This window comes from Sporocytophaga myxococcoides DSM 11118 (genome assembly GCF_000426725.1).
In the GTDB taxonomy this organism is placed as follows: Bacteria; Bacteroidota; Bacteroidia; order Cytophagales; family Cytophagaceae; genus Sporocytophaga; species Sporocytophaga myxococcoides.
Map to the genome: position 1 here is coordinate 601017 of NZ_AUFX01000003.1, position 21561 is coordinate 622577.

Genomic DNA, 21561 nt, shown 5'->3' on the forward strand with positions numbered 1-21561 from the left:
ATTAAGAAAGGGTTTAATTTTATTTTGATTTATGCTTTTCCTTCTGTTTACGGTGTTTTCCTTCTTTTTCTTTACTAGGATTCTCAATTACCGGAGCAACTTTGGTGGTATCAGCTTTACCAACTGGTTTGACTTCTGCCTTTCTTAAATATTCGAAAAGGGTAAAGCCAATTTTCCCATTGTATTTTACCTTGCACCAATCACCTTGCAGCTTAGAAAGCAATAAGACACTTTCGTTCTCTGCAATGTACACAACATACTGACCATTTGCAGCCGGAACCTCCCTCAATTTAATTCCGCTGATATTCGATACTTTATAAAGGTTTTCCTGAGCCTTTAAAGTAAAGTTTATTTGAAGAATAAAAATTCCTACTAAAAGTAAAGTTTTGCGCATAGTGTGCTCAATTTATATTCATTAATAACATTATACGGTAAATTCATAAAATCGGATATCTCAATTTTCAACAAAAGGACATTTTGTTGACCTCTTGATAAACAAACAATTACACATGGCAATAGTTTTTAGAGCTCAACCAAATAACCTGAAATGAAAATCTTAAAAAAGACACTGACAGTTCTGTCTGTAATTGCCTCATTGGTTTTAGGAAAAGCCAATGCTCAACCTGTTTTGATGAAAGTAATTCCGACAGGAAGCACAAACTTTACAACAACGGAAGGTCGATTATTTTTCACAAGCGCAGACTCACTTTGGACCTCTAATGGTACTGCAGCTTCAACCTATTTTATAAAAAAGACAGGAGAACCATTTATAAATGTTACCGATTTAAGATTAGGTACTTTCATTTACTTTACCACCCTGCAGGCAGATGGTAAAACAGCCTTATGGCGCACCAATGGTACAGGGGTCAATACAACCAAAATTGCAGCCTATCCTACAATCAAACCATTGATCGTATATAATGGCGCTTTATACTTAGGTATAGATGATGGTGTTCGTGGTTACGAACTATGGAGATTAAACCTATCCAATACACTTAACATAGTAAAAGATATAAACCCTGGTGGAGGTGATGGTCTGGCAAATAATATTATCATATCATCAGGTACCTTGTATTTCCCTGCATTTGGAGGGCCGGGAGGATTTAATATATGGAAAAGCACAGGCTCAACGGCTAGTACAGTAATGGCTGTAGACCTTCCATTTACTGCATTTGGTCTTGACCTGACAGATGTAAACGGTACAATCTTCTTTTCAAATGAATATACAATAGGATTTACCAATTATGGAGAACTTTGGAAATCCAATGGTACTACAGCTGGAACAAGCATCATAAAATCTTTCAGCGATGATTTTGTTACCTTTCAGTTCAGTCAACTTACGGAATATAAGAATAAACTGTATTTTTATTTCATCGAAAACACCGGAGTTGACTTTGTATCTTTATGGAGTAGCGATGGTACTAGCCTAGGCACAGTTGAAATAAAACATAATATCTTTATTGATATAGCTCTGAGTCCGATATTTATTACGAACAACACGCTTGTCATGACAGCCAGCAGCTTATTTCAATTACCATTGAAAAAATCCGATGGTACAACACCTGGAACCGTTGATTTTTATACTTTCTCAGATTTCTTTTACGGATCTGTGCTGGAGTCCACTGATAAACTCTTTTTCTTTACAGATAATGCAACAGTAAGCGGAGTTGAAACCTTTGATGAAATATATCAATCTGACCTGACAACAGAAAATTCTAAATCACTCAGAGAGCTATATGGGACATCATTTGCTGGATCAAATAATATCAGGAATGCTGCGGGAAATGTGTATTTCACCACTCGATTAGCATTCTCACCTGATCCTGAGGAAAGAAAGCTAAGACTATGGTTTTACAATCCTACAAAACCATCTACCAACGTTCCATACTTTACTCTTATCAATGCTACCACAAATGAAGATATTGCCTGGCTGCACAACAATGATTATATATTCAAGCCTGACACTTTGAATATAAATGTTCGTTGGAATCCCTCAACGACACCGGGAAGCGTTGTATTTAATCTGAATTCAATACCATACCGAACAGAAAATATAGCTCCATTCTCACTTGCAGGTGACACTGATGGCGATTACAACCCATGGCCTGTAACAACAGGTAACTATAATATCAGCGCAACTCCTTATTCTTTACCAAGCGGAACAGGGGCTCCGGGACCTGTTAGCAATGTATTTGTATATGTAGTTGCTTCACCTCCTTTGAGAAGTGCAGATGCAGAATATGACATCAATAATATCTCAAGTCCTGAGGCTGCTCAATTTGAAGCTTATCCTAACCCATCTTCAGATAATTTTTCTTTCTCTGTATTGAATAATGAAAGTGGAATTGTCAAGGCAGAAATTTATAAAGCAGATGGAACTCTTGTAGAAAAATTACTAGAAGCTAATGTTGCTGAGGGCGAAACTATTCAGTTTAACTGGAATGGCTCACAATATTTAGAAGGAGTTTATATTTGCAAGTATACTTCTGGCAAGAAGCAGTACATCAAAAAAATTGTTCTTACTAAATAAACAGTAATAAACAGCAAAGCTTCCAACTACCGGAAGCTTTGCTGTTATTCAATTATAAAAATTTAGTTCTGTCGTTTTTCCTCTTCTCATCTAGTTTTTTTAGAAACAAATCTTCCTTCTGGTTACCAGAATTTGTATACATTTCATTCAGCAAATAATCCAGAAAAATATCTACGCTTCTAAGCTGTTCTTCTGAAAGTTCTTCCATTTTTCTGAACAATATTTCCTTTAACTTTTCCTTATCCTCCATCGCAGCTATTGACTTTTAATTCAGTTTATCTTTGTTAACGTCTTTTGATTTATCATGTTCTTTAGCAAAAACCTCAATTGTTCTTTTAACAGGCTTTGGTTCATAAAAATGCTTCTCCAGAATCTTCTTTTCCAGTGGCCCCCTCGAAACAGTATCTGTCAGGTATTGCTCAATCATAAGGCTGGCTATCGGAGCTGCCCAAGCACCTCCCCATCCTGCATTTTCAACAAAAACTGCGATAGCTATCTTTGGATTTTCTTTTGGAGCAAAAGCAATAAAGACAGAGTGATCTTCTCCATGTGGATTCTGAGCAGTTCCTGTTTTTCCGCAAATCGTAATTCCATTGATTTTAGAAGCTGCTGCAGTTCCTTCATTAACAACTCTCTCCATTCCATCTGCAACTATGTCAAAATATTTGGAATCAATACCCGTATAGTGCTTTTCTTTATACTTTTCAGCAAGCGCATGATCTTTCCCTATCCCCTTTACAAAGTGCGGTGCAATGTAATATCCTTTATTGGCCAGGCATGCTGCGAAGTTCGCCATTTGTAAAGGAACCATACCTATTTCACCCTGGCCGATACCAAGAGAATATATGGTAGAAAACTTCCAGTGATGATGACCATAAATCTTGTCATAAAAAGCATTGCTTGGGATAGATCCTGCTTTTTCATTAGGTATATCAACGCCAAGCTTTTGTCCAAAGCCAAAGTTTCTGACTAAGTGATACCACTCTTCGAAGCCAACTTCTGTATCTTTAAATTTATCAGCAAATTTATCCTGATTGATAATCTTTCTGAAGACCTGATAATAATAAGGGTTACAGGAATGCTGTATTGATGCCCTTAAATCAAGTGGAGAGGCATGATTATGGCAATTGACCATATCTTTATTACATGGAAATAAAGTATGTTCATTGATCACTCCCAACTGAAGCCCTATTAGCGCCTGAGCCAATTTAAATATAGATCCAGGAGGATACTTAGCCATCAAAGGTCTATTGAACAAAGGCTTTAACGTATCCTTCTGCAAAGCAAAAGCATTTTTTGCAAACTTCCTTCCTGCAAGCATATTCGGATCGTATGTAGGTGCAGAAACAAAAGCAAGAATTTCACCGGATGAAGGCTCAATAGCAACTATACCTCCTTTCTTATAAGCAATAAGTTTTTCGGCATAAGCTTGCAGATCTCCATCTATAGAAGTGTAAAGGTCTTTACCAGGAACAGGTATGGTATCATACTTACCATCTAACAAAGATCCTTTCTCGGCACCTTTCACATCTACCATCAAATATTTAACACCTCTCCTGCCTCTTAACTCCTCTTCATAGAAAGATTCCAGACCACTGATACCCAAATAGTCACCTTTAGAATAATAGTTTTCACTTTGATTATCCAGTTGTTTCTTACTGATTTCTCCAATATATCCCAGGGCACTCGCCATTACATGCTGTTCGTAATTTCTTATAATCCTGGTTTGAGTATATAATCCCTTATAATCCACAAGTACATCTTGAATTCTTCCGAGGTCGTTAAACGATAACTGTTTAATCAAAGCCGTAGGACGAGACCATGCCTTATCTTTTCTGATTTCCTTGATAACTTTATAGAGTTCATCTTTAGTCATATGTAGCTTCTGACAAAACTCTGTGGTGTCCTTAATTTTGGTCTCCTTAAGGACAATCATTAGATCGAATACTGTAGTGTTTGTAACAAGAGGTTTTCCATCTCTTGCATAAATTACACCTCTAGGGGCATAGTCTATCATCCTCCTTGTAGCATTACGCTGAGCCATTTCCTTGTAGTCTGAGCTGGCTACCTGAAGTAAAAAAAGGCGTATGATAAATATTGCCGCTACAACTATAAAGATTCCTTGTACTACGAATTTTCTTTCCATATTCCTAATAATCCTATTGAAAGGACTATTAAGGCTGATTAGTTCCATAATGATGTAACTATTTCAATTATCTATAAAATGAAAATATTTTTTCGAATGTGAACTTTTTTGATTGGGATACAAATAAAAAAAGGCATTGATTATTCAATGCCTTTGATAATTAATCTATCAAATTATATCTTAACTATTTTCCAGAAGATCTTTAATTGCAACCAGGATCGGAGTCCACCCTTCACCATTATTATAGGATTCATTAAATCGTTTCTCTCCGTCCGCTACAGTCTCATATCCATCTTGAGTAACTGTCAATAATGTTTTACCATTGCTTTCAGAAAGTTCATACGTTACATTCAAGTAATTCTCAGGAATATCAGGATAAGATGCATTAGGATCTATAACTGTATATTTTAAACGTTTCCCTTTATTGATTTCCAGGATAGTTCCTTTTACGAAAACCATATCCTTTCCCTCATAGTGTCCTTTCCATAATAAAGGACTTCCTGGTTTCCAATCTGATACGGTTTCACAACCATATACTTCTTTGTCTGTTCAGGATTGATAAGCATATCCCAGACCTGCTCCTTCCCTGCTTTAATCTCAACAGTATTCTTTATAATTTTTTCCATTCAATTTAAAATTTCAGAAACTTAAATTTAATTATTCATTCTTTCAAATGCCAGCTTCAATTCTTCAGGACCTGCTTTTACCATATTCTCACTGAAACCAAATGTTAATGCTTTATTGCCTTCTTCAATTTGTTTAAAAATGGAGTCAATAAAATCTGATACGGGTGGAGCAAAATCATGAAGTCCTTTTCCTCCAAGGTCTGTATTAAGAGCAGGAGGAATTATTTCTATCACATCGATATTTTTACTTTGTAAAAGCTTTCTTAATGATAAAGTAAAGGAATGAAAGAATGCTTTAGTTGCTGAATAAACAGGAACTTTAACTAAAGGAGTAAATGATAACCCGGAAGTTACATTCATAACTGTTTCAAGTGATTTTAAATTTATAAACAATGATGTAAGATGGATGGGAGCCTTAATATTTATTTCGATCTCTTCCATTGCTTTAGAATAAAAATCATCGTCTGTAACTGCCATCCAATTTTGTATTCCGGCATTGTTAACCAGAATATTAAGGTCTGGATGTTCTTCCTGTATCCATTTGTATAAAGCTATCCTATCTGTTTCTGCTGCAAGGTCACATGTTTTTATTATTACCTGTGGAAATTTACTTTGTACTTGCTTCAGCACAGATTCCCTTCTGCCGCAAATGATTAAGGTATTGTTATCACTAATAAATCTTTCTGTGAGACCTAATCCAATGCCACTTGCACCACCCGTAACCAATATCTTTTTTCCTGTGATTTTCATTTCAGTTAATTTTTCACCTGATAAATATGGGGTATTAATTTAAAATATAAAATATTGTTTATAAAATATAAAACCATCCTGTTGGATACTGGATGGTTAAGAGAGATAATTGAAAAGAAAAGATAATTTATACTTCACTTACTATCATTCTTCTTCTTATAATTTAAAAAAGTCATAATAATCCCAAGCTCCTCTTCTGTAACTGTCGTGTCAGTTAATGTCTCTGAATGCCTTGCATTGGTAATACGAAGCTCATACCCTTTTAGCTGCTCTGGGGTAAAATCAGGAACTACTACCTTTCCTTTCACTTTTGTATTGTGACAACCAGCACAATTCATATCATAAAGTATTTTCCCTTTTTCACATCTGGAAAGATATTCCTGCTTTACATGGGGTAGCATTGCCTCAGGCAAATCATAGGTTACCTTATTTTGATTTACGCACTGAACAAAACAAACAGCCAACAAGATTCCTACCACAACAAAATAAAATTTCATAATAATACTGATTAATATTCTCCTCCTACTTTTCTATTATTCAACCCACTTACTTTTGATTGTGGCAAAACTTCAGGGGCTTTCTCAAATTGAATCTTTTCATCCAATGAAAAAATAAATGCTATTAGCTTATTTTTTTCAGCATCAGACAAATGAAGCGAGTCTGATGAAAGTGTCTGATTAGGTACATCTAATCCTCTCCCGCTTCCTCCACCTGCATCATAGAAATCAATTACTTCTCTTAAATTTTTAAATGCTCCATTATGCATATATGGCCCTGTATGTGACGCATTTCTAACGGTACCAGTTCTAAATGCATTATTCGTTTCGTTGGCTGAATGAACTTCGAACCTTCCTTTATCCATACTAAGATTCATTGGACTGGATACATCCGGAACTCCAAGAACTTCAAACTCAGAATTGGTATAAGGTGGTTTAACTCCATTGAACAAAGGAACAAAATGACATGTTGCACATTGCGCTTTACTCATAAACAAATTAAAGCCTTGTTTGGCAGAAACCGGAAGTACTATATCAGCATTCATTGATTCATCGAATGGAGAATAGTATTTGCTAAACTTGCTGTAATAGAAAGTAACCGCTGAAACAATATGATCAAAAGTAATTTCTTTTTCCTGGGGGGTATATTTTAAAAGGCCTCCAAAGGCATTTTTGTATTCCTTGCAACTCATTAACTTTTGCAAAACCTCTTTCTCATTGCTTCCAAGCTCATGAGGGTTTTCAATAACTCCTTTGGTCTGGTTCTGAAGGGAAATGTGCTTACCATCCAACATGATTAAATGGTTATACTCCACATTAATAAGCGATGGAGAATTTCTTTTCAAGGTAGTTTGCCTGTCAAATTGAAGAGAAGTGGTTAGTATGGTATCCGTAAAATATTCGGTTGGCTTATGACACGATGCACAGCTTCTCTTATTGTTGCCAGATAAAATAGGATCGTAAAACAAAAGTTTTCCTACTCTGTCAATTTTCGCTAATGCATCTGCCTCTTTAACTCTCATAAAAACTCCTTTAGGATTCTGACCTATGTATAGAGATTTACTAAAAATAGAATTGCAATTTTTATTCAATGAATAATCCATATAACTTTTAGAAACCACTTTATAATTCCTAATAAAGCCTTGATTCATTGCAAACAAAGGGTTTACATAAACTTTCAAAAAAGTAAAATGATCAAACTCACTATAGTTGGAGGATTGGCTCTCTGAGAACTCAACCATTCGATCAAACAAAGAAAGATACTTTTCACCGAGCGGAGTCTCCGGAAAACTTTCATTAAAAGATTGATTAATTCTCTTTACTTCTCTAAGCATTGTTCTCAACTCGGGAACCACCAAAGAAGTATCGGGGCATTCAAATCCCGTTGTATAAATTGTCGAAAGATTTAATAGAAAAAGTCTGTTGCAAAGAAAAAAGTGATGATAAGATTTTAATCCATCAGCTATAGAATCTGTGGAGAAAACGGAAGAGGAAATGTATGATTGCTGGATCAAGCTTAACAACGAGTCCTTTTCTATATTCGGATCCTCTAAATATAAAGCGGCTAGTGTTAGTCCTGCTCCTTCCCTTTTATATGGTTTTTCAAATTTTTCAAATACCTCAGTTTCCCATTCTACAGGAAGAGGTCCGTTAATCTTTTTATAGGAAATTGGTTCCAGATACCGGAGCCAGAAGTCCATCTTCTTTAAATATACCCGACAGGAGTTAATCTTGTCTTTTACTATATCAATATTAGCTTGTGAGTTAAGATCAGAATTTCGGATTAAATCTAATAGTTCTGACTGGTCCCTTTTAAACTCATATAGCCTGTGATGATATCCTGAATTATAATTTGATTCATTCAATAGGCAGGTTTTAAAAGAGATGCTTATAAAAGCAATAAAGGATATGGAAAGAAGGATGAGGTAATTTTTATTCATTATCACTAAAATTTTATTCATACAAAATATAAAATGGAGATCCATTGCCGGATCTCCATTCAATTAGTTTTGTATTAATGAGCCACAACGGCTTTTACACTTTTTGTACCGCTTGCAGAGGATAACTTAACAAAATAAATTCCATTTTGTAAGGCTGCTGTAGAAAGAGCTACCTCAGTTTTTCCAATTGCTAAATCCTTCTCAATAACTGGAGCTACAAGAGCACCTTTTGCATTGATAACAGAAATGGTTACACGCTCAGCTTTTTCCATAGTAATAGAAACTGTAGCAAGGTCACCTGCCGGGTTAGGGAATATCTGAATTCCAGTAGCAGCAAGAGTGCCTGAAGGGTATATACCTGTAATGTCTCCAGGCTCAACTGAAACACCAGTCAATGCAACTTCTACACTTGATTCATCAAAGTCATTATTTACAATTGTCATAGTTGCATTATGAGTACCGTCAGCAAGTGGAGCGAATTCAACACCTATGCTCTGAGATTCTCCAGCTGCAATGATAATTGGGAAAGTCAATGATTCATCCAATACGTAATCAGTTCCTGAAAAATTAATTGCTTTAATTTTTAAAGCACCAGGGCCTGTATTAGAAATAGTAACATCCTGAGTAGTTGTATTTCCGGTAGTAATTGTTCCAAAATCATTTTCAGCAGTTAAACTGATTTCCGGATTTGCATTAAATGATGCAGGATTAAACAATGCTAATAATTGTCCACCTTCTACCACTTCACCAGGTATAGAATAATGCGCCTGATCAGCAGTCAGGAACATTCCTGGGCCAAGAATTTCTTGCATATCTAAGATGCCTGTCGCTTCTTCGTCCTGAGTAAGGAAATTAGCACCTCCGGTTAAGAAACGAGTACGATCATGATCTGCAACTGTAGTTAATACATCCGTAGCAATATCATATTGCAAAACCCTTCCTATATGAGCATTACCTCCTACATCCTCGACAAGAAGAACGTGACCATAATGATCTATAGTTAAATTATCCAACATTTTCTGACCTTCTGTACCATCTAGTACTGCCTCAATGGTTCCACCTGCTTCAGGATTGTTGGTATCTGAGAAACGTAGTCTCCACAAACGGCTTGGGCTTGTAATTGCATTCGTTGTTGCGAAATAAAAATCGTTAGGGTTAGAAGGATCCCATGCTCCGTCTTCCGGACGCAGGAAGTTTGTTATCCCAAGGTTATTGCTGTTAGTATTGATCTCGCTGCCAGTCGAGTTTTTGATATCTCCAAGATCAACTAATGTAAATGCTGTACCTTCAGCAGGAACACTAGCACTAACCTCATTTAATAAGCCAGTTACTGAAACACCATAAAGTTTTCCATTGGTCAATCCAGCCTTTTCAACATCAGATCCTGAGTCTGTTTTACTTCCGATATATACATATACCTGACCTGGAGTAGAATCGTCCATACCTACAACAACTGTCTTATCACTTGCAACAGGTCTTGCAGTTAAGTTTTCCCATGAAGCCTTTCCTAATGCAGGAAGCTCATATGAAGTTCCGGAAGCAGAGCCTGAAGCAATATGCCCCATTACACGACCTTCGTTACCAGTTTCTTCACCATTCATGAAAATACGAGCTTGAGTGCCCAATCCTGTTTTCGCATTGTAATAAGCAGAAACAGCTGGGAGGTCTGCAGAGCAGAAACGACCAAATGCTGCCGATGGTGAAGGATTTGAACTGTTATAAGTCGTATATCCTGTTCCATTCCACAGGTTTACATTTTGTATTAGATCGCTACCGCTTATCACAGATAAGTCGGATTTGTTAATAACCCACTTAGAAACAAAAGCTCCTTTTGATCCGTGAGCTCTTGCAATACCAGCTGTATTTCCAAACTCATGATTCATTAAAAGAGTGAAAGTACCATCATGGTTATCAAATGCACCAAGTCCATCAGGTGTACCGCACATTCTATATCCTCCTATTACATCGTTCGTTGTAAGGATAGAAGTTAATCTAACACCAGAAGTAACAGGAACCAGATAAGGTGTCGTTGAAGTACTAATACCAGTTGTACCTTCCGCTAAAGCAGAAGCAAATGGCACATAGTTAGATAGTTTATTTGCGCCTTTTAAACCAAAAACAAACATATGACTAAGATTGCTGGTTGCAACTGCTATACCATCTGCATTTGGAGAAGATTGTCCATAGTCATTATCATTGCAAACTGCAACAGTACTGTCATTAATAATAGCCAGACCTTCAGCTTTATCCAAAGTTGCTGGCCAACCGTTTGCTACTAAGTCTAAGAACAAAGTTCTTCCAACCGGTACAATTCCATTAGCATCTAATCCAGCAACATCTACCAATGCTTCCAATGTTTTACCATTGTATAATTCAGATGTTACCGGTGTTGCACCGCTGATATCTAGCTTATAAATTTTCTTGCTATCTGTAGTTCCCCTGATACCTACTTCAATAAGTAAAAACTCATTGTTATTGATAGCAGCCATATCACCTATTTTCCAGTCTTTCAATCTTACTTGATTAGCTCCTGAACCGATAACACCTTCGTTTACATAAGCGAACATTCTTGTTGCGTTTGTCTCCGGATCAATTTCTAATATTCTATGAATTCTTGAAGCTTCACCTACAGCTGCAGTAGGATATAATATCGGGCTTTGTATAATGGCATATATCTTTCCATTAGGAGTAATAGAAATACCTTCAAAACCACGATTGTTCTTACGATACTTAAATACAGTGTCGATAGCAACATCTTCAGGCTGAGCACCAGGAAGATTTGCATAAGGAGTAAATCTTTTAACAACAACTCCGTTTTTGTTCAGCTTCCAGATAGTTGGTCCACCTTCTTCGCAAATCCAGAAGTTGCCATCTTTATCTACAACAATACCTTCAGAGTCAATACCCCAGATATCTTTAGCAGCAGTTTTTGCTGCAAAGTTAGCGCAGGTAAGAACGGTATCTATACTATTCAACTCAGCTACTGTACTTCCATAACCAGCAGGGTTAAGCAATCCTGTTGCAGTTGTTCCGTCAGGACGCTTCATAGTAATTGACTGTAAGATTTGGATGGAATCGCCACTCACTCTTATTCTATGAATCTTAGGAGCATAGCTAGGAAATGCATACAACTTATCATAAGTAGGATGACATTCAGCCGGATTTGCGCTGGCGCAATCAACGTTTACTCCTCTGTCTGAAATAGTCCAGAATTCTTTTCCATTGGTATTAGCGATCGGATATAAACTAGAAAATCCGGCTTCGCGAAAATTAATACCCTGGAACGTTCCGATAGATGCGGATTTGTTATTCACATAATCCTGCAACAAGGAAACCTGTGCCTTGCTAATCAATGGTGTCAGCAACCCCACAGCAATACTTAATAAAGTAGTATTTAATCGTAGTCTCATTATTTTGTTTAGTTTAATGGCATAAAACTACTTGCGCTAGGTTAACTTATTGCCTTAGGTTTGTTAAGAGTTGATTAAGAAAAAGGAAGGGTTTGTTAAGAATGGGTAAAGGAATCTAGTACAAAAGATCTAACCTTTCGACAGTAGAAACTATTAAAAACAACTTAAATTCTATAATCTATAAGGACTTACAAAGTCTTTTTTAATATCTACTAATGTAGTTTACCAGCTAATAGCCGTAAAATATTGAAATAAACTATACTGAGGATTTAAACAAAATTAGCCGGCTAATTTGTTGCATTCTTTATTTCCATTGAATTCATTTTTGTTCTACAACTTTAAATCCATCCCACTTATAATGTTTCTTGATATCTTTTATTACTCCCATTTTTCTAGCTCCATTCTTATCAAGTATTGGTTCATTATTCATGTCGAACAATTCTCCATAATCATACTCGCTATAAATTATATTATCAAATTGAGGATCTTGAGGAAGTGAAACATTTGTTGAATATTCTTCTCCTTCTAAGTCGGAATTTGATTGATAGGTTTTAAACATAATATCTAATTTTCCATTGGCATCGACAAGGTAAATGCCGACATCAGAACACCCACAACAATTTCCGTGGCTTTCTAACAACAACAATAAATCAACATTTTTCCACTTTAATGAATTTATTTGCTGAGCATAATCAGGAGCAAATCCTTCTATTTGAAATGTATCAATAAATATATTTTGAGTAAGGTCATATTTATATATAATAGAACCACGGATGAAATACTTCATTTTTTTTGACTGTGAATTAAATGAATACAATGCCACATCACTTGAACGGATATATGCATTTTGATTACCATATTGAATTCCAATCCACTCGTCGACATAAGTGTCCAATATTGGCACCAATGAGGTATTAAATTTTAGGGAATCTATTACTTGACTTGAAGTATCAGGTTGGGAATAAACAGGGCTGATTGTTGAAAATGAAACGGGTTGGACTATTGTTTTATAATAAACCCTATATTCATCAAGTTTTAAAAAATGATCATATTCAATTTGTCTTTTGATTGTATCGGTCTTGATTGAATCGGTTTTGAAAGTATCGGCTTGGGCAATATTAGTAACTGAAGTATCCAAGGTTGTAACGTTTTCTTTTTCAACCCTTGATTTGGGCTCAGTACAAGATGTAAAAATAATGATTGATATAGCTATTATGATTCTCATATTCAAGTATCACGACTTATGTGTACCAAAATGTATCTTTCTATTTTCTATGTTCCCTTGACTGCCCCAATGCTTAGGTCATACAATATAACAAAATTTTACTTGCACCTTTCTTCATGGTTATTTAAGGAACACCATAAAGGAAAATAAATACAAAAAATTATTTCTCCATATTGACAATTAAGCACTTGGCTAATTCAGAAAAACCTCATAATTATCACCTAAAAGGTTCGTCATACCATACAGCCATAAGCTATCCCAAAAAGCTCTTTGGAAATTGGCCTTTATCTCATTAAGATAAATCAATCCAATTTTGATGAATTGATGCTAAAAATAACCAGGCAATAAAACATCAGTATAAATAATCAAAAAGGCTGTCTCAATATGAGGACAGCCTTTTTGATGGAAACATATTAAACTGATGCCATCACTTAAAACAATGACATCAATATTAATCCGGAACTAAATTTATTTAACAACTGCAAGTCGCTTGGTTACAAGGGTCTCTCCTATCTTTAGAGATACAGAATAATAACCTGCCTTTACATTGCTTACGTCAAAAGAAATTGATTTTCCAGTTAATGAATAAGGTACAGCAATCTCACTTCCCAGTTCATTTACAACCTTAATATCAACTCCTGCCATATCTACATCTGATAGCAATTCAACATGGTCACTCGCAGGGTTTGGTACCAGATCTGTTCCTGACAATTCATCCATATAGGCAACTTTGGATGAGCTCGGGCAAACAGGGGCTGAAGATCCGTTGCTGAAGTAAAGTGTAAACAATCCGGATATTTCAGACATCACAAAATTTCCATTATGACGTCCGACATAATAAGTACCATCAAGTTTTGGAATATTTGAACCTGAAATGGTTACTTTAGGAGCCGGAGTGTTGAATGTGGCTGTGCTGAACAACTTCAGATCAAGATAATAAGATGGTACGCCGTTAAAGGTTTCTATGACAAAATTATATAAGCCATTATTAACAGCATCCCAGTTCACAGCAAAATATTTCATATTGTTAAGGTTCGGTCCTCCGCTGCCTACAACATCAACTCTGTTATACTGAGTATAATATATTGTTGGTAGGGAAGTAGATAACGGTGTTCCGAATCTGCAAGCAGTAGATGTAGTAGAACCAAGGTCAAAAGTCATCGTAGATCCTACTGCGCTGATATTAGTGATATTCAATCCTGAAGGGCTTCCATCCCACCAGTTAGAATTTGGGAATGAGTTTGCATTAAAGGTTGAGTTGCCGCTTGCATCAAAAAGATCAGATGCATCACCCCCATTCACATAGTTCTCTAAATCAAATATGCCATCAGCCTGTTCAATCGAAATCTGGTAATGACTTTCAGGTGTCATCTGAGGGCTGCTGTTTCTTCCTGCTAAATCTACGTGCCAGATTACAAGTCCTTCATCACGAAGAGCCGCATGTCTTCCTGTCTTTGTGCGTGCTTCTATTACAAAAAGCTCATCACTGTTATTCGGATTTGTATATACATAGGAAGTATGAGCATTTGCATTCACTGTAACGCTTCCTGTCTGACCATTCAGTGATACAGGAGTTTCCCAGCCAACACTTGTTCTCAGATATGCATTCGGATATACAGGATTGGTTGCACTTCCCTGATAAGCCATCAAGCAGTAGTCGCCTAATCCGTAAGAGTGGTAATCAGTATCATATAAGTCTGGCCAATGAAAAAGCATATGACCGTTTTCATGACAAAGAGTAGCAATCGTCGGAGAAGCATCTATATTAGTAATCTGATAAACCCCTGTATAAACGCCATCTGCAGAGAAGTCAACACCACCCTTATGAGGCCAGATACCAGTTTTCCATGGAGCATACCCAGTATACATGAAATTGATAGCAAGGATTTCTCCGTCATAATTAGTAAGTGTTGAAAAGTCTAACTGGGTATCAGCCCACTCAAGAACCTCGTGAAGCAGCTCCTGTACGTTATGGTTATTTACATCCATATAATAGCTCTTTGGCTTTGTAGACCTATAGTAGCCAAGAACCTGATTGGTGTAGTTAAGATTACCACCCGAAACTTCATAAAAATAATCTCTTATTGAGCCATTATTGCCGAACCCGTTAAAGCCATTCTGGTTAAAGAGATTGGCCATTGTTGCAGCAGGAATGGTAGCAGGCTCATCAGGAAAATCTATAAGCAGAGCTAATCCCTTTACATTACCTGATAACTGAATGAAATCTTCGGACGGTACGCCTGATGTCCTTAAAGAAGAGGTTTTCTTCCCATATTTGGCAGCACTTTCAGCTCTTGCCTTTCTGATTGCCTGAGTATTGAGCTCAAGCCCCTTTTCTGTAGGTAGCTTTGAAGCGTTAACTCCTGCATCCTTTCTAGCCTTTGAAATGTCAGTCCCAGTAAACTTTATACCGGTACTGATCAGTTTCTGATGATCCTCTGAAAGTAATGCATAATAGAACCAGCCATCAGCTTCTTTTGTAAGAGTATATCCATCCTCACTCTCTATGCGTTGATAATATTCATCTCCCCATACTTTTACTTTTATTAGTGATCCGTCTGGTTGTTTAAATACAAACTGATCACCTCTGTAAGGTGCAGCCTGAGCAAATTGAATTAATGTTCCGATCAGCAGTATGGTAATTACACTTCGGATACAGTTAAAATACATTTTCATAAATTATTTTTTTTTGTTTGATAGATTGATTTAACTCATATTCATGTATGAGATATTCATTTTTTGACAAAGCAGTAGCTTCACAAGACCCACGAGGTCATTGCCTGCAATGATTTATCTAACATTTATGATTGTTCTATTAACCGGTTATAAAACAGACAAACATGAAGATGCTCTGAATAGCTGCTTTATCTGTTGCTAAATTATCAGGTAGTCATATTATGATTGGTAACCAATGTTACATTACAAAAAATAATCAGGTGAATTAAAAGTTAGCATCAGTTTGGTCAAGAGTATTGATAATATAATTTATTGTTCTTGCTCAAAGTGTTACACCCTTCTTATCGTAGAAAGAGAGCACTTTAAAACAGAAAATAAATAGTCTTTTTACTACAATTTATATTGTGCCCTATACAATAGGAACTCCAAATAATCCAATATTAAGGGTAACTATGCTATATAAAAGTACCATCATATAAGCTTTTCCTCCCTGTATTGTGGTGACACTTAGAGGAGACGACCTATTGCTTTACGACTTTCTGAATTGATTTCAAATGATTTCCATCTGTACAAATAAAACTATATACTCCTGACTTGGCAGCTACGAAAAGTTTCCTTGCATAGAAACCACTGGCCCAAGAATCATAACTCGATTCAATATTTACTCCTTTTGTAACAACGATGACATTAAAAGAGCCATAATCCTGATGAGATGGATTAATGAGAGGTTGTATTATAGGCGCTACCTGATTCCAGGAGGCAGGCACTCCCCAATTCCAGCCAATGTACCTTGGCTTGGTTATACTGGCCAAAAACAAAATGTGAAAATGATAGGCCCGCAAAAGTCAGACTAAATAGTAAAAGTGTTTTTTTCATTCATATAAAATTTAAGTTTAAAAATTTTATATGAATACTAAAAGCCAAACTCAGATAACACACTATTATTGAAACAATTAAACGTGGATAAGATAGAAGAAATAACTAGTCAGTATCATACATATTATATATACATTCATGGATGTTTTTCAGAGCGTGACAAAGAATGATGTAAATTTTATATTATAGATTGTGCTTTTGCCTGCCACATTAATAAATATCTTCCTCTGGTTTATTTTGTATTAGTTTATGAACCCAGAAATCTGGTTAACAATCCAATCATATTAGAAATAACTTTTACTCAATCAATGTATCGTTAAGAAGGGTTATCCTTAATATAAATATTAAATTTACTTCCTTTGCCTTCAAAAGAATCTATCACCACTTTTCCTCCATTATTATCGACAATTCTTGAGACAATTGCTAAGCCCACACCACTACCTTCAATATTCTCATTAAGACGATTATACATAGAGAAAAGGGCTTTCTTATCTGACTCCTTAATACCAATACCGTTATCTTCTATCGAGAAAATAATATATTCATCAGTTTTATCTGAAGACATTTTTATTTGAAGTTTTCTTTGTGAAGACCGGAATTTTATTGCATTTGATAAAAGATTCTGAATAATGCTTCTGAGATTCTTTTTTGAGAAGTGTATGATGGGAGCTTTAACAAAATCACATGTTATTGTTGCATCAATACTTTCTATTTGTTTATTATAGGCAAAAAGCAGTTCATCTACAATCTCCTGGAAGGAGACACCCTCATAAACATCCTGCTCACCTTTTTCCTGTTCCTTTCCAGTTTCAGATAAGTCATTAAGTATGGTTTTAAACTTTCCGATAGAACTTTTAATTAAATCTAGTATCTCACTGTAGTCTTCATTATTGATGAGAGCAGATTCCAGACTATCAATCAGACCTTCAATATTAAGTATAGGGGCTTTCAGATCATGCGATGCTGTATATACAAATATTTTAAGATCTTTAATGCTTTTATTTTTATATTGCTCAAGCTCATATTCCCTGCTCAGGTCATTTATCACTTTAATTATAAATTTTATTCCGTCCTTGTGCAGTAATACTGATTCTCCCTGAGCCCATATATGTTTACCTGATCTATGCACAATGAAATTGCGATCAGTTGAAGCCCCAGCTTCCAAAACATTCGATAGTTCCTTTTCCGGTAAATTATCAGACTTGTCATTTGGTGTAAATAATATAGAAAAATATTTGCCCTTTAGGTCATCTATACTATATCCGAAAATTTTTGAAACCCCTCTATTAATCTCCAGGATATAACCATTTTCATCAAGAATGAAGATGGCAGAATTCAGTGAATTTTCAAGGATAGAACGAAGGATTACTGATTTTTCGGAAGGAATTTGATTAAACACCTTTATATCAATGTCTTTCTGAGCTCTGTTATTATCTTCGTAAATCATTATCTCAGGTTTTCATTGATAACCTGAGCAGTAAGAATAAGTTAATAAAAGATAAATCCCTTTAAGCTGCCAATATCCATACTATTCCTTATGCTAAGGGATTAACTGAAAATAATCCCTTTTGCCAATCTTCATCTTTACAGGAAGAATATCTAAGCTCACCTTGCTATATATATCCATTATTTTAATACCATTTATAGTTACACTACCTGATTCTATAAGTCTTTTTAGATTTGATTTACTTTCTGATTTTTTAATTATTTTACATAGATCAATCAATTGAATCTGTTTTTCTGAGCATGTAGTGGTAATTATTGTAACAGGGATATTAGTAAACATCTTTTCATCAAAACCCTTTTTTTGAAATTGATTTTTAAAAAAATCTAAAGCAAGACGCCCCTCTTCCAAACCATGGTATTGGCTTACCACATTAACCCCTATTCTTTTTTTAAGGCCATAGGATTCAAACCTTCATATAGCTGACGTATGTTATCCATCTTCTCGTCATCAGCAAAATCAGTAACCAGCTTCAGATATTCTACAATCAAGGAGTCTGGGATGGACATAATTTTACCAAACATTTCATTAGGATGATCAGTCAGGCCGATAATATTATTTTGAGATTTGCTCATTTTATCAGAGCCATCGATTCCTTTAAGCAAAGGCATACATATGACAGCCTGTCCTTTTTTCCCTTTACCTTCCTGAAGTTGGCGGCCTACAGAACAATTAAACAACTGATCAGTCCCTCCCATCTCTACATCAGCCATTATTTCAACAGAATCATAACCTTGTAAAATCGGATATACAAGCTCATGCAAAGAAATAGGAATCCCCTTTTCAAACCTGGTGTTAAAATCATTTCTATGCATCATCTGAGCAACCGTAACCTGAGATAACAATTGAATAGCATTGGATAGATTCATTCCTTCAAGCCACTCTGAATTGTATCTGATAGAACATTTACTTATATCAAGAATCTTTGAAAGCTGAGCGACATAGGTTTTCGCATTCTCTTTAACCTGGTCTTCATTTAAAGGAGGACGGGATTTATTTTTCCCGGTAGGGTCACCAATACGTGCTGTGAAATCTCCAATGATAATGACTATCAAATGACCAAGCTCCTGAAACTGCCTGAGTTTTTTTAATACTACTGCATGGCCCAGATGAAGGTCGGGAGCTGTTGGGTCAAACCCTAATTTTACAACAAGCTTTCTGTTTTGTAATTCAGCTTGCTTTAATTTTTCATCAAGTCCGTTTTCTAGAAAAATGATCTCGACATTTTCTTTTAATATATGATTCATACTATATAAAATATTCTTGAACAGGATATAAAACAAAAAAGCCCCCGACACGTCGGGGGCTTTTGATTATAATAATGATTATTTATTATCAGCTAAAGTTATAGCAATCCCCGGCTCTGACTATCAGATAATAGTAAGCGTAGGTATAATAGGATTGCATTAAATTCTTCATATTATGTTTTAAGGATAATCTAAATTAATTCATTTTTTTCTGTTAACCAAACCGAAGTATGAAAGTTTAAAAACTGGAGATTCGTTTAACTTAACTATAATGGAATTACCTCTTCATAATTTCCACCAATGCCTATGTAATTAACTCTTTTCTTATTTCCGTTAAGAGTCGCTTCATAAAACCTAACCCCTGCAAAAGCAATATCATCCATAAATTCAGGATAAGAGGTTCTTCCTTCCTGAGTATCTTTAAGTGCATTCAAAACAAGCTGTCGATTAAAGGTCTCAGATATTTCCCTGGGAATAGATACAGCACTATGTAAAATATTTTCTCCTCCTTCAAATCTATATAATATTATTCCAGAAGACACTTCCACGCTATATGATTGGACGCCAATAGCAGTGAGATTCCTGACAAGATCCGGATAGCTCTTAGAGCTTTTATACAGTTCATTGATCTTATTGTGTAAATCAGTCATATATTATATTTTCGTTCAAGTAATGATTTTACCATTTGATTTCCAAATTCAAGGGACCTCATTGAATGTAACATAAGTCACACAAATAAGAAATCATATCATTTGTTTATAGCTTTTTTTAGACAGATTCTTTATTTATTTTTAAGTCGATTTATTTTAATTCATGGTACAAGGTTTTTTCAATCGGTTAATCATATGGATCATCCTACCGGTAATTATATTCTCTCTTTATTATTCCTGGAGAAGACCTCACCAGACCATTTCTCTTATTCCTTACGCAGCTGATACGGCAAACTTTTTAATATATTCATACTCTGATTCTTTGAAATCTCCTGAGAAAGCATCTACTGTTTATAATATTAAAGTAAATGACACCCTCATTACATTTAGTTATAAACTTGGAGAAGGCTACCAGTTTCCTTATGCCGGAGTTACATTATTCGCCAAAGACAACTCTTTTTTTGATCTGACTTCATATGACTACCTGGAGATGGACATTCAGGCAACTACAGGTAAAAGACCTCAGGTGATCCTGGGATTGCATGCTACAGGTTTTACCAATCCGGAAAAAACACTTACTTATAGATATCTTGTAAAAGACGTTGATCTGAAAAAAGATCAAAGCAAATTCATTATACCTCTTGATAAGTTTATTACTCCTACGTGGTGGTATGCGGAAAACAATGTTTCCGAAAAGGATTTTAAGTCGCTGGAATTCGATAAGACCAAAATCATTAACATTCAGAATTGCCAGCTGCTGGGTAAAAATGTTCCGGATTCTATTTCAATAAGGGAGTTAAAATTTACCAAAAATGTGGGCTTTTTTTATCAAACTGCAGGTGTTGTTTTAATCTGTTATTTTCTAATCATAGGAATCATTTCATTTACACGGAAAAAACCCAAAGAACAGGTTCAAAAAATAGAAATTCAATATACGCCTGTACAGATTACCAGTCAATCAGATCAGGATCTTCAGAAGGTGATAAATTTTATTTCAACCAACTACCAGGATCCGGAGCTTTCTCTTAAGAAAATACAATTGGCAACAGGACTTTCTGAAAATAAAATATCCTCACTGATTAAAGACTCATTCAGTCTTTCTTTTAAACAATATCTCAATAATTTGCGCCTTACCGAGGCAAAAAGGTTGTTAATGGATTTAACCCTACCTGTATCTGACATTGCTTATAAAGTTGGCTATGGAAATATTTCTCACTTCAATAGGGTATTCAAAGAATCTTTAGGTATCTCACCTAATGACTATCGCAAGAAAAATAAGGCTCAGATTTAAATACACATAACTATCTATCTTCCAACAAATTAAAACATTTACAAAGAAAGTCTCTTTTTTTGCAAAGTCACTAAATCTGCATCTTCACTTCAACAAAAAATAAACTATTAATCAACAACTTAAATCTTTTACAAAGAAAACTGCAATTTCTGCAAATCATTTATAAACACCTAATAATCTATCACTTACCAAA

18 protein-coding genes are annotated in these 21561 nt (G+C 35.4%); 2 read left to right on the forward strand and 16 right to left on the reverse strand.

All coding sequences use genetic code 11. From position 1 onward, the window contains the following. Positions 1-19: 19 nt before the first annotated feature. Positions 20-394, reverse strand: a complete 375-nt coding sequence (locus tag K350_RS0102250) for an SH3 domain-containing protein (protein ID WP_028978535.1) — start codon at positions 392-394, stop codon at positions 20-22. A gap of 153 nt (positions 395-547) precedes the next feature. Between K350_RS0102250 and K350_RS0102255 the strand changes: the two genes are divergently transcribed. Then, entirely contained in the window at positions 548-2530 is a 1983-nt protein-coding gene (locus K350_RS0102255) for a T9SS type A sorting domain-containing protein (RefSeq protein WP_028978536.1), read from the forward strand. 52 nt (positions 2531-2582) lie between these two features. Here the strand turns inward: K350_RS0102255 and K350_RS0102260 are convergent, their stop codons facing one another. From K350_RS0102260 to K350_RS0102320, 15 genes are all read right to left on the reverse strand, one after another. Beyond that, complete coding sequence (locus K350_RS0102260; protein WP_028978537.1) at positions 2583-2780, reverse strand: hypothetical protein; 198 nt, start codon at positions 2778-2780, stop codon at positions 2583-2585. Between the two features lie 15 nt (positions 2781-2795). After that, positions 2796-4676 (reverse strand): penicillin-binding protein 2, encoded by a 1881-nt coding sequence (mrdA, locus tag K350_RS27020; RefSeq protein ID WP_081670864.1) that lies wholly within the window; start codon positions 4674-4676, stop codon positions 2796-2798. A gap of 180 nt (positions 4677-4856) precedes the next feature. After that, positions 4857-5135 (reverse strand): SRPBCC family protein, encoded by a 279-nt coding sequence (locus K350_RS32795; protein WP_245598407.1) that lies wholly within the window; start codon positions 5133-5135, stop codon positions 4857-4859. Further along, a complete protein-coding gene (locus tag K350_RS32800; RefSeq protein ID WP_245598408.1) occupies positions 5123-5302 on the reverse strand; it encodes a hypothetical protein in 180 nt (59 codons plus the stop codon). Before K350_RS32800 ends, K350_RS32795 begins: the two co-directional genes overlap by 13 nt. 27 nt (positions 5303-5329) lie before the next feature. Then, positions 5330-6052: an SDR family oxidoreductase gene (locus K350_RS0102275; protein ID WP_028978538.1), complete on the reverse strand. Its 723-nt coding sequence runs from the start codon at positions 6050-6052 to the stop codon at positions 5330-5332. A gap of 134 nt (positions 6053-6186) precedes the next feature. Continuing rightward, a complete protein-coding gene (locus K350_RS0102280; RefSeq protein WP_051312773.1) occupies positions 6187-6549 on the reverse strand; it encodes a c-type cytochrome in 363 nt (120 codons plus the stop codon). Positions 6550-6560: 11 nt separating this feature from the next. Then, positions 6561-8489 (reverse strand): cytochrome-c peroxidase, encoded by a 1929-nt coding sequence (locus tag K350_RS0102285; protein ID WP_051312774.1) that lies wholly within the window; start codon positions 8487-8489, stop codon positions 6561-6563. A gap of 74 nt (positions 8490-8563) precedes the next feature. Next, positions 8564-11899: an esterase-like activity of phytase family protein gene (locus K350_RS30685; protein ID WP_051312775.1), complete on the reverse strand. Its 3336-nt coding sequence runs from the start codon at positions 11897-11899 to the stop codon at positions 8564-8566. Positions 11900-12218: 319 nt separating this feature from the next. Then, positions 12219-13124 (reverse strand): SH3 domain-containing protein, encoded by a 906-nt coding sequence (locus K350_RS0102295; RefSeq protein WP_028978541.1) that lies wholly within the window; start codon positions 13122-13124, stop codon positions 12219-12221. A 468-nt stretch (positions 13125-13592) separates the two neighbouring features. Then, complete coding sequence (locus K350_RS27035; RefSeq protein WP_081670849.1) at positions 13593-15800, reverse strand: M6 family metalloprotease domain-containing protein; 2208 nt, start codon at positions 15798-15800, stop codon at positions 13593-13595. A 521-nt stretch (positions 15801-16321) separates the two neighbouring features. Continuing rightward, complete coding sequence (locus K350_RS0102305; RefSeq protein WP_156026860.1) at positions 16322-16612, reverse strand: hypothetical protein; 291 nt, start codon at positions 16610-16612, stop codon at positions 16322-16324. Positions 16613-16992: 380 nt separating this feature from the next. Continuing rightward, positions 16993-18123, reverse strand: a complete 1131-nt coding sequence (locus K350_RS27040; RefSeq protein WP_051312777.1) for a sensor histidine kinase — start codon at positions 18121-18123, stop codon at positions 16993-16995. A 93-nt stretch (positions 18124-18216) separates the two neighbouring features. Then, complete coding sequence (locus tag K350_RS32660; RefSeq protein WP_211236703.1) at positions 18217-18462, reverse strand: hypothetical protein; 246 nt, start codon at positions 18460-18462, stop codon at positions 18217-18219. A 98-nt stretch (positions 18463-18560) separates the two neighbouring features. Further along, positions 18561-19427 carry a tyrosine--tRNA ligase gene (gene tyrS, locus K350_RS27045; protein ID WP_211236704.1) on the reverse strand — a complete coding sequence of 289 codons (867 nt, stop codon included), beginning with the start codon at positions 19425-19427 and terminating at the stop codon, positions 18561-18563. A gap of 266 nt (positions 19428-19693) precedes the next feature. Further along, complete coding sequence (locus K350_RS0102320) at positions 19694-20077, reverse strand: DUF1398 family protein (protein ID WP_028978543.1); 384 nt, start codon at positions 20075-20077, stop codon at positions 19694-19696. Between the two features lie 163 nt (positions 20078-20240). On the opposite strand from K350_RS0102320, the gene K350_RS0102325 reads away from it, so the two are divergent. Further along, positions 20241-21368 carry a helix-turn-helix domain-containing protein gene (locus K350_RS0102325; protein WP_028978544.1) on the forward strand — a complete coding sequence of 376 codons (1128 nt, stop codon included), beginning with the start codon at positions 20241-20243 and terminating at the stop codon, positions 21366-21368. The last annotated feature ends 193 nt before the right edge of the window (positions 21369-21561 follow it).

What these genes read in the sequence shown, in the direction of transcription:
- K350_RS0102295 (WP_028978541.1), bottom strand. Translation starts at nt 13,124, where the DNA reads ATGAGAATCATAATAGCTATATCAATCATTATTTTTACATCTTGTACT.
- K350_RS0102320 (WP_028978543.1), bottom strand. Translation starts at nt 20,077, where the DNA reads ATGACTGATTTACACAATAAGATCAATGAACTGTATAAAAGCTCTAAG.
- K350_RS0102280 (WP_051312773.1), bottom strand. Translation starts at nt 6,549, where the DNA reads ATGAAATTTTATTTTGTTGTGGTAGGAATCTTGTTGGCTGTTTGTTTT.
- K350_RS0102260 (WP_028978537.1), bottom strand. Translation starts at nt 2,780, where the DNA reads ATGGAGGATAAGGAAAAGTTAAAGGAAATATTGTTCAGAAAAATGGAA.
- K350_RS32660 (WP_211236703.1), bottom strand. Translation starts at nt 18,462, where the DNA reads ATGTTTACTAATATCCCTGTTACAATAATTACCACTACATGCTCAGAA.
- K350_RS27035 (WP_081670849.1), bottom strand. Translation starts at nt 15,800, where the DNA reads ATGAAAATGTATTTTAACTGTATCCGAAGTGTAATTACCATACTGCTG.
- K350_RS0102250 (WP_028978535.1), bottom strand. Translation starts at nt 394, where the DNA reads ATGCGCAAAACTTTACTTTTAGTAGGAATTTTTATTCTTCAAATAAAC.
- tyrS (WP_211236704.1), bottom strand. Translation starts at nt 19,427, where the DNA reads ATGAATCATATATTAAAAGAAAATGTCGAGATCATTTTTCTAGAAAAC.
- mrdA (WP_081670864.1), bottom strand. Translation starts at nt 4,676, where the DNA reads ATGGAAAGAAAATTCGTAGTACAAGGAATCTTTATAGTTGTAGCGGCA.
- K350_RS0102285 (WP_051312774.1), bottom strand. Translation starts at nt 8,489, where the DNA reads ATGAATAAAAATTACCTCATCCTTCTTTCCATATCCTTTATTGCTTTT.
- K350_RS27040 (WP_051312777.1), bottom strand. Translation starts at nt 18,123, where the DNA reads ATGATTTACGAAGATAATAACAGAGCTCAGAAAGACATTGATATAAAG.
- K350_RS0102325 (WP_028978544.1), top strand. Translation starts at nt 20,241, where the DNA reads ATGGTACAAGGTTTTTTCAATCGGTTAATCATATGGATCATCCTACCG.
- K350_RS0102255 (WP_028978536.1), top strand. Translation starts at nt 548, where the DNA reads ATGAAAATCTTAAAAAAGACACTGACAGTTCTGTCTGTAATTGCCTCA.
- K350_RS32795 (WP_245598407.1), bottom strand. Translation starts at nt 5,135, where the DNA reads ATGGTTTTCGTAAAAGGAACTATCCTGGAAATCAATAAAGGGAAACGT.
- K350_RS32800 (WP_245598408.1), bottom strand. Translation starts at nt 5,302, where the DNA reads ATGGAAAAAATTATAAAGAATACTGTTGAGATTAAAGCAGGGAAGGAG.
- K350_RS0102275 (WP_028978538.1), bottom strand. Translation starts at nt 6,052, where the DNA reads ATGAAAATCACAGGAAAAAAGATATTGGTTACGGGTGGTGCAAGTGGC.
- K350_RS30685 (WP_051312775.1), bottom strand. Translation starts at nt 11,899, where the DNA reads ATGAGACTACGATTAAATACTACTTTATTAAGTATTGCTGTGGGGTTG.